Source organism: Pseudomonas sp. zjy_15, from assembly GCF_043101865.1.
GTDB lineage: Bacteria > Pseudomonadota > Gammaproteobacteria > Pseudomonadales > Pseudomonadaceae > Aquipseudomonas > Aquipseudomonas putida_Y.
The window spans coordinates 1-9,512 of the sequence record NZ_JBICII010000082.1 but is presented as its reverse complement, the minus strand read 5'-3'; the positions used below and the strand labels follow the sequence as shown (position 1 = coordinate 9,512).

Annotated in this window: 3 protein-coding genes; all 3 read left to right on the top strand. The window is 63.6% G+C overall.

The features are described from left to right. On the top strand, positions 1-549 hold a 549-nt coding region (locus ACF8EF_RS14705; RefSeq protein ID WP_392461432.1), incomplete at its 5' end, for a phosphopantetheine-binding protein. Positions 550-559: 10 nt separating this feature from the next. After that, entirely contained in the window at positions 560-8,407 is a 7,848-nt protein-coding gene (locus ACF8EF_RS14700) for an amino acid adenylation domain-containing protein (protein WP_392461430.1), read from the top strand. Beyond that, positions 8,407-9,512: condensation domain-containing protein (locus tag ACF8EF_RS14695; RefSeq protein WP_392461428.1), on the top strand; the 1,106-nt coding region annotated here is incomplete at its 3' end. The genes ACF8EF_RS14700 and ACF8EF_RS14695, both read left to right, overlap by 1 nt.

Sequence of the window (9,512 nt, the reverse complement as noted above, 5' to 3'; positions counted from 1 at the left end):
AGCCCGGCAGGCCTTCAGTTGGCAGGCTACCTCGTACTCGCCACCCCCGTGGAAGACACCGTCGCACTGCGTGAGCGGCTGCGCGCTGCGCTGGCTGGGCATTTGCCGGACTACATGGTACCCAACCACCTTCTGTTCCTCGATGCCTTGCCGCTCAGCCCCAACGGCAAGCTTGAGCGCAAGGCCCTGCCGGGCCTGGGCGAACAGGTGGCGGCGCGAGCCTGGCGGGCGCCCGAGACAGAGCTGCAGGGCCAGTTGGCAGAGATCTGGCAGGAAGTGCTGCAGATCGAGCGGGTAGGGCTGGACGACAACTTCTTCTCCCTTGGTGGGCATTCGTTGCTCGCTACTCAGGTGCTGGTGCGGGTGCGCAGCCTGCTGCGTGTTGACGTACCGCTCAAGGACCTGTTCGAGACTGACACCCTGCATGCCTTTGCCGAGCGCTTGGAGGGCCTGCGTTCGGTGCACCTATCGGTCGACGACGAATTGGCTAAATCTTTGGAGGCTCTCAAACGTTTATCAAGCACTGAGTTGGAGAAACTACTTTCGTAAGGAGCCTTGGGTGCAAGCGTTGATCGAGTCGGTTGGAAGTCTCTCGGCAAAGGAGAGAAAAGCGCTGGCGGTGCTGCTCAAGCAAAAGGGCATCAACCTGTTTTCGGTGGTGCCCATTTTCAAACGCGACAGCGCAGAGCCACTACTGTTGTCCTTTGCCCAGGAGCGTCAGTGGTTCCTCTGGCACCTCGACCCGACGAGTTCGGCGTATCACATACCCACCGCCCTGCGCTTGCGCGGGGCGCTGGATGTGCCTGCACTGGAGCGCGCGTTCAATGTGCTGGTCACCCGGCATGAGAGCTTGCGCACCGCACTGGTGGAAGACCAGGGGCAGGTGGTGCAGGTGATTCACGCCGCCTTCGAGCTGACCTTGCACGCCGAGCCCCTGTTCGACGCTGGCCCGGCCGCATTGCAGGCACGCGTCGAGCAGGAGAGCAGGCGCCTGTTCGACCTGCGCCAGGCGCCGCTGTGGCGGGTGAGCCTGCTGCGTGTGGCTGACGATGACCATGTGCTGGTGCTGACCCAGCACCACATCATTTCCGACGGCTGGTCGATGCAGGTGATGATCGACGAGCTGATGCACTTCTACCAGGCCTTTACCCAAGGCCAGACGCCGACGCTGCCTGCGTTGCCAATCCAGTACGCCGACTACGCCTTGTGGCAGCGTCAATGGATGGAAGCGGGCGAGCGCGAACGCCAACTGGGCTATTGGACGGCGCAATTGGCCGACGAACCGGGTGTGCTGTCGTTGCCTTACGATCACTCACGCCCGGCGCAACTGAGCGACCGTGGCGCGCGTATCGACCTTCAGGTGCCGCAGGCCCTGGCGTCGGCCCTGAAGGGGCTGGCGCAGCGCGAGAATGTGACCTTGTTCATGCTGTTGCTGGCCAGCTTCCAGACCCTGCTGCACCGCTACAGCGGCCAGGCCGACATCCGTGTCGGCGTGCCCACGGCCAACCGTAATCGGGTGGAAACCGAAGGCTTGATCGGCTTCTTCGTCAATACCCAGGTGCTCAAGGCCGACTTTGCAGGCGTCGTCACTTTTATCGACCTGCTGCAACAGGTGCGTACCACGGTACAGGCCGCCCAGGACCACCAGGACCTGCCGTTCGAGCAGTTGGTCGAGGCCCTGCACCCACAACGTACCCTCAGCCATAGCCCGCTGTTCCAGATCATGTACAACCACCAGGGCGACGGCCGCAGCCGCCAGGCCGGAGCGGGCCAGGGGCTGCAGGTAGAGAGCCTGACCTGGGACAAACAGACCTCGCAGTTCGACCTCACCCTCAATACCCACGAATCTGGCGAGCAACTCAGTGCCAGCCTGACCTACGCCACCGACCTGTTCGACCGCGCCACCATCGAGCGCATGGGTGGGCACTGGCTGACCCTGTTGCAAGCGCTGGTCGACAACGCCCGGCAGCGTATCGAGTTGCTGCCTTTGCTGAGCGGCGCGGAGCAGGCTGCACAGGCCCAGGCGTGCAGCGGTGCGGTACAGCACTATGACCAGGCGCAATGCATTCATCGCCAGATCGAGGCGCGTGTCGCGGAGAAAGGCGACACGCCGGCGTTGTATGCCGGCGAACAGGTACTGGGCTACGCCGAACTCAACTGCCGGGCCAACGCCCTGGCCCACCGCCTGATCGAGCTTGGCGTGGGGCCGGAGGTGCGGGTGGCGGTGGCCATGCCGCGCGCTGCCGAACTGCTCGTGGCCTTGCTTGGCGTGCTCAAGGCGGGTGGTGCCTATGTACCGTTGGACCCGGACTACCCGGCAGACCGTGTGGCCTACATGCTCGACGACAGTCGCGCGCAGGTGATCATCACCCAGCAGGCACTGTTGGCAGAGCTGCCAGCGCTGGATGCACTGCATGTGGTGTTGCTGGAGGCGGGTACCGACCTGGGAGGACAAGGCTACAGTCGGGAAAACCCGGACACCCAGGTGGTTGCACAGAACCTGGCCTATGTCATCTATACCTCCGGCTCGACCGGCAAGCCGAAAGGCGTGGCCATTGCCCACCGCAACGTCATGGCGTTGATGCGCTGGTCGGCCGAGGTCTACCCCGAGCCGTCGATTCAGGGGGTACTGGCCTCTACCTCGGTGTGCTTCGACCTGTCGGTGTGGGAGCTGTTCGTCACCCTGGGTAACGGCGGCTCGCTGGTGTTGGCACGCAATGCCCTGGAACTGCCGGAGTTGGCTGCGCGAGAACAGGTTCGCCTGATCAATACCGTGCCATCGGCCATTGCAGGTTTGCACCGCGCAGGGCAGATCCCGGCATCGGTGCGCATCATCAACCTGGCGGGCGAGCCGCTCAAGCAGGGGCTGGTCAATGACCTGTATGCGCAGGTGTCGGTCGAACATGTCTATGACCTTTACGGGCCATCGGAAGACACCACCTATTCCACCTGGACCCGTCGCGAATCGGGCGGCAAGGCCAACATCGGCCTGCCCCTGGGTAACACCCGTGGTTATCTGCTCGACCCGCAGTTGCAGACCGTCCCGACGGGTGTTGCGGCAGAGCTGTATCTGGCTGGCCACGGCATTACCCGCGGCTACCTGGGTCGCCCTGGGCTTACCGCCGAGCGCTTCGTGCCCGACCCGTTCGCCGCGGATGGGCAGTGTATGTATCGCACCGGCGACCTGGTACGCCAGCCGGCTCAGGCGTCGCTGGAGTACGTCGGCCGTATCGACCATCAGGTGAAGGTACGTGGCTTTCGCATCGAGCTGGGTGAAATCGAGGCACGCCTGCTGGCTCTGGACGAACTGCGTGACGCGGTGGTGCTTGCCGTGGAGGGGCCTGTCGGCCAGCAACTGGTAGGGTACGTCGTACCCACCGCGTCGGCTGGCGACGGCGATGGCTTGCGCGCACGCATCAAGGCCGCCCTGCGCGAGCATTTGCCCGACTATATGGTGCCGGCACAACTGGTGCTGCTTGAACGCCTCCCGTTGACCCCCAATGGCAAGCTCGACCGCAAGGCCTTGCCACGACCCGATGCCAGCACGCTGCCGGCCTACGTTGCTCCACAATCCTCAGTGGAGCAGACGCTGGCAGGTATCTGGCAGGACGTGCTCAAGCGCGAGCAGGTGGGTGTGACCGACAACTTCTTCGAGTTGGGCGGCGACTCCATCATCACCTTGCAAGTGGTCAGCCGGGCGCGTCAGGCCGGCATTATCATCAGCGCCAAGCAACTGTTCCAGCACCAGACAGTCCAGGGGTTGGCCTCGGTCGCTGAAGTCGGTGGCCAGGCACTGGTGATCGACCAGGGTGCGTTGCAAGGGCCGATGCCACTGCTGCCAATTCACCACGAATTCTTTGCCACGCCCATGCCCCAGCGCCACCACTGGAACCAGTCGGTGCTGCTGCAGCCAGGGCAGGCGCTGGATGCCGGGCTGCTGGCTCAGGCGTTGCAAGCGCTGTTCAACCATCACGATGCGTTGCGCCTGGTGTTCAGCGAGCACGATGGACATTGGCGGGCACGCTATCGCGCACTGGACGAGCAGCCTGCGCAAGCACTGCTTGAACACCTGCAAGGCCTGGATGTTGCTGGCCTGGAAGCGGCCTGCCAACAGGCGCAGGCCAGCCTCGACCTGCAACAGGGGCCGTTGCTGCGTGCGCTGCTGGTCGACCTGAAGGACGGCAGCCAGCGTTTGTTGCTGGTCATCCATCACCTGGCGGTGGACGGTGTGTCCTGGCGCGTACTGTTCGAGGACTTGCAGGCGACCTACCACCAGCTGCAGGCGAGGCAGGCCGTTCAGTTGCCGGCCAAGAGCAGTTCGGTCAAGGCCTGGGCCGAACGCCTGGGCGAGTATGCCCGCAGCGATTCCTTGCGGGCAGAGCTGGGTTACTGGCAGGCGCAATTGCAGGGAGCCGACAGCGACCTACCTTGCGAGCGCCCCGACGGCGCACTGGGTAACCAGTATGCGACCACCGTGCATCGGCAGCTGGACCAGGGCATTACCCGCCAGTTGTTGCAGCAGGCGCCTGCGGCCTACCGTACCCAGGTCAATGACCTGCTGCTTAGCGCCCTGGCCTTGGTGATCAGCCGCTGGACCGGCCGCGCCGACACGCTGATCAAGCTCGAAGGCCATGGCCGCGAAGCCTTGTTCGACGATATCGACCTCACCCGTAGCGTCGGCTGGTTCACCAGCGCCTTCCCGCTGCGCCTGACCGCAGGCCAGGACATCGACGGCACGCTCAAGCAAGTGAAGGAGCAACTGCGTGCCTTGCCTGCCAAGGGGCTGGGCTTCGGCGTGCTGCGCCACCTGGGCGATGACGCCACCCGTGCGGCGCTGGCTGGCTTGCCGCAGCCGCGTATCACCTTCAACTACCTGGGCCAGTTCGACGCCAGCTTCGACATCGCGGGCGACGCTTGGCTGCGCCCTGCCAGCGAAGATGGCGGGCCCCAGCAAAGCACGTCGGCACCGTTGGACAACTGGCTGAACATCGGCGGCAAAGTGTTCGATGGCCGCCTGAGCTTGAGCTGGACGTACAGTGAGGCGATGTTCGACCACGCCACTATCGAGCAACTGGCCGACCAGTTGATCAGTCAGTTGCAGGCGTTGGTGCAGCATTGCCTGGACGAGCAGGTCTGGGCAGTGACGCCGTCCGACTTCCCGCTTGCCAACCTCAGCCAGGCACAACTGGATGCACTGCCGCTGCCCGCCGCACGCATTGACGACCTCTACGGCCTGTCGGCCATGCAACAGGGCATGTTGTTCCATTCCCTGTACCAGCAGGGCTCTGGCGACTACATCAGCCAGATGCGCCTGGATATCCATGGCCTGGACCCGCAGCGTTTCGCCGCAGCCTGGCAGGCGGTCATCGACAGCCATGACATCCTGCGTACCGGCTTCGTCTGGCATAACCTCGAGCAGCCGGTGCAGGTGGTCCAGCGTCAGGTCCGCCTGCCGTATGCGCTGCATGACTGGCGTGGCCGCAGCGACTTCGGCCAGGCTCTCGACGAGCTGGCGGATGCCCAGCGCCAGCAGGGCTTCGACCTTACCGAGGCGCCCTTGCTGCGGCTGGTGCTGGTGCGCATGCAGGATGACCAGTACCACCTGGTGTACACCCATCACCACATTCTGATGGACGGCTGGAGCGCTTCGCGCCTATTGGGCGAAGTGTTGCAGCGCTACAGCGGGCAGGTGCCGGAAGCATCGAGTGGGCGTTATGCCGAGTACATCGGCTGGCTCAAGGCCCAGGATTTGGCAGGCAGCGAAGCGTTCTGGAAACAGCAACTGGCTGCGTTGGGCACACCGACCCGGCTGAGCCGTTGCGTCGAAGGCAACATCATTGCCGCAGCGGGGCATGGCAACCTGCATGGCGGCCTCGATGCCCAGCAGACAGGCCGGTTGGTGGAGTTCTGCCGCCAGCGCAAAGTGACTTTCAACACCTTAGTGCAAGCCGCATGGCTGCTGCTTCTGCAGCGTTACAGTGGCACTGACAGCGTCTGCTTCGGTGCCACCGTGGCGGGCCGGCCAAGTGAGCTCAAAGGGATCGAGCAGCAGATCGGCCTGTTCATCAATACCCTGCCGGTGATCGCCAGCCCCCGTGCACAACTGACCGTGGACCAATGGCTGCAGGCGGTGCAGGCGCAGAACCTGGCCTTGCGCGAGCACGAGCACACCCCACTGTTCGAAATCCAACGTTGGGCTGGGCAAGGTGGCGAGGCGCTGTTCGACAACATTCTGGTCTTCGAGAACTATCCGGTGTCCGACGCGTTGGAGCAGGCCAACCCGCCGGGTGTTCGCTTCGCCAACCTGCATAACCACGAACAGAGCAACTATCCGCTGACGCTTTCCGCGAGCCTGGGCGAACGCCTGAAACTGCACTTCAACTATGACCGACAGGCCTTCGACCAGGTGCTGGTCGACCGCCTGCACGGCCAGCTGTGCCAACTGCTGCTGCAGATGGCCCAGGGCGATGGCAGCCAGCGCCTGGACGCATGCCAGGTGCACAGTGCAGTGCAGCAATCGGCGTTGCTCGAACGGTGGAATCCGGACACCCTTCAATTGCATGACGAGCGTTGTCTGCATCAGTTGATAGCCGCCCAGGCGGCCCGCGCACCCCAGGCCGTCGCCCTGAGTTTCGAAGGCCAGCACTGGACCTATGCACAACTGGAAACCCAAGCCAACCGTTGGGCGCATCGCCTGGTCGAACATGGTGTGGGTGCCGATGTACGGGTGGGCCTGGCGGCCGAACGCGGGCCCTGGATGATTGTGGGCTTGATGGCCATCCTCAAGGCCGGCGGCGCCTATGTGCCGCTTGACCCGCAAGCGCCTCAGCAGCGACTGAGCTACATCATCGAAGACAGCGGCATCGCCTTGTTGCTTACCCAATCGGCGTTGCTACCTGGGCTGGTGGTGCCGGCAGGGCTGCCGACATTGACACTGGAAGACGATGTGCAGGGGTATGCCGACAGCACGCCGCAGGTAAGGGTGCATGCAGATAACCTGGCTTATGTCATCTACACCTCAGGCTCCACTGGCCGCCCTAAAGGCACATTGTTGCCGCACCGCAATGCCGTGCGATTGTTCCTGGCCACCGAGGCTTGGTTCGGTTTTGGCGCCGACGACGTGTGGACACTGTTCCATTCCTTCGCCTTCGATTTTTCGGTGTGGGAGATCTTTGGCGCGCTGATCTACGGCGGCCGCCTGGTGATCGTGCCGCAAGCGGTCAGCCGCGCCCCTGAAGCGTTCTACCAGTTGCTGTGCGATGAGCGTGTCACGGTGCTGAACCAGACGCCATCGGCGTTCAAGGCGCTGATGCAAATCGCCTGCTCGCCGACGGTGGTGGGGGCGCATGCCTTGCGCCATGTGGTTTTCGGTGGCGAAGCGCTGGAAGTCAAGGCCCTGCGGCCGTGGTTCGAGCGTTTCGGCGACCAGGCGCCACGGTTGATCAACATGTACGGCATCACCGAAACCACGGTGCATGTAACCTACCGCCCACTGTCATTGGCCGACCTGCAGACGCAGGCGGCCAGCCCCATCGGCGAGCCGATCGGTGACCTGACCTGGTACGTGCTCGACGGTGATCTCAACCCAGTGCCGCAGGGGGCGACTGGCGAGCTGTTCATCGGCGGTGCGGGCCTGGCCCGAGGTTACCTAAACCAGGCCGCGCTGAGTGCCACACGCTTTATCGCCAACCCGTTCGCTGCCCAGGGTGAGCGCCTGTACCGCACCGGTGACCTGGTGACCCAGCGCGTCGACGGCGCCATCGAGTACATCGGGCGTATCGATCACCAAGTGAAGATTCGTGGCTTCCGTATCGAGTTGGGGGAAATCGAGGCGCAATTGCTGGCCTTGGCACAGGTGCGTGAAACCGCGGTACTCGCCGTCGACGGCGTGGCGGGCCAGCAACTCGTGGCCTACGTGGTGGCACAAGAGCCCGTGACCGATGAGCACGCCCTGCGTGACACCCTGCGTGCGCACCTCAAGCGCCAGCTGGCGGACTACATGGTCCCGGCGCATGTGTTGTTCATCGAGGCGCTGCCGCTGACGATCAACGGCAAGCTCGATCGCAAGGCCTTGCCGAGCCCGGACGGCAGCCCTCGGCAGCACAACCATATTGCCCCGCAAAGCACGCTGGAGTGCCAGGTGGCGGCGGTCTGGCAAGACGTACTGGGTATCGCCCAAGTCGGCCTGGGTGACCACTTCTTCGAACTAGGTGGCCACTCGCTGATGGTGGTCAACGTAGTGTCGCGGCTGCAACTGGAGCTGGGCCTGAGCTTGACGGCACAACTCATTTTCCAATTTCCGATTCTGGCTGATTTTGTCGCCCAGTTGGAAGTCAGTGGTGAACAAGTCAATACGTCGACGCTGAACAAGCTGGAAAGCCTGCTCGACGAAATGGAGGAAATTTGATGGACAAGTTGGTAGCCGCTCGAATCGCCAAGCGGTTCATCACCCTGCCTCTGGACAAGCGCAAGGTTTACCTGGGCAAGATGCTCGAAGAGGGTGTGTCGCCGGCCAACCTGCCGATCCCGCAGGTGCGCGAGGAGTTCGAGGCCTTGCCGCTGTCGTTCGCCCAGCAGCGCCAGTGGTTCCTCTGGAAACTGGACCCGCTCAGCACGGCGTACCACATCCCTACTACCCTGCGCATGCGCGGGGCATTGGATGTACCTGCGCTGGAGCGGGCATTCAAGGCGTTGATCGCCCGCCACGACACGTTGCGCACTCACTTCCAGCATGTGGAGGGCGAGGTGCGCCAGGTCGTCGGGGCCGAAGCGACATTGCGCCTGGAGGTCGAAAAGGCTGAAGGTCAAGGTCTCGACCACGATGGGCTGATCCGTGCCTTCGTCGAGCGCGAGACGCAGCGGCCGTTCGACCTGGACAATGGCCCGCTGTTGCGCGTACGCCTGCTGGCACTTGCCGAGCAGGACCATGTGCTGGTGTTGACTCAGCACCACATCGTTTCCGATGGTTGGTCGATGCAGGTGATGGTGCGCGAGCTGGTCGAGCTCTATGCTCACTTCGGCCAGGGTGCGCCGGTGCAACTGCCTGAGCTGCCGATCCAGTATGCCGACTATGCCATTTGGCAGCGGCATTGGATGGAGGCAGGGGAACAGGAGCGCCAGCTGGGGTACTGGCTGGACCACCTTGGCAGCGAACATTCGGTACTTGCGCTGCCGCTCGACCACCCTCGGCCTGCCCAACAGAGTTTCCGTGGTGAGCGCCTGCAGGTGGTGTTGCGGCCAGGTCTGGTCCAAGGTTTGCAAACACTGGCGCACCAGCAGAACGTGACGTTGTTCATGTTGCTGCTGGCCTCGTACCAGGTGCTGTTGCACCGCTACAGTGGCCAGTCGCGCATCCGAGTCGGCGTACCCAATGCCAACCGCAACCGGGTCGAGACCGAGCGCCTGATCGGCTTTTTCGTCAACACGCAGATCCTTCAGGCCGACGTACACGGCGACTTGCCGTTCAGCACCTTGCTGCAACAGGTCCGGCACAACGCCTTGGCGGCGCAGGC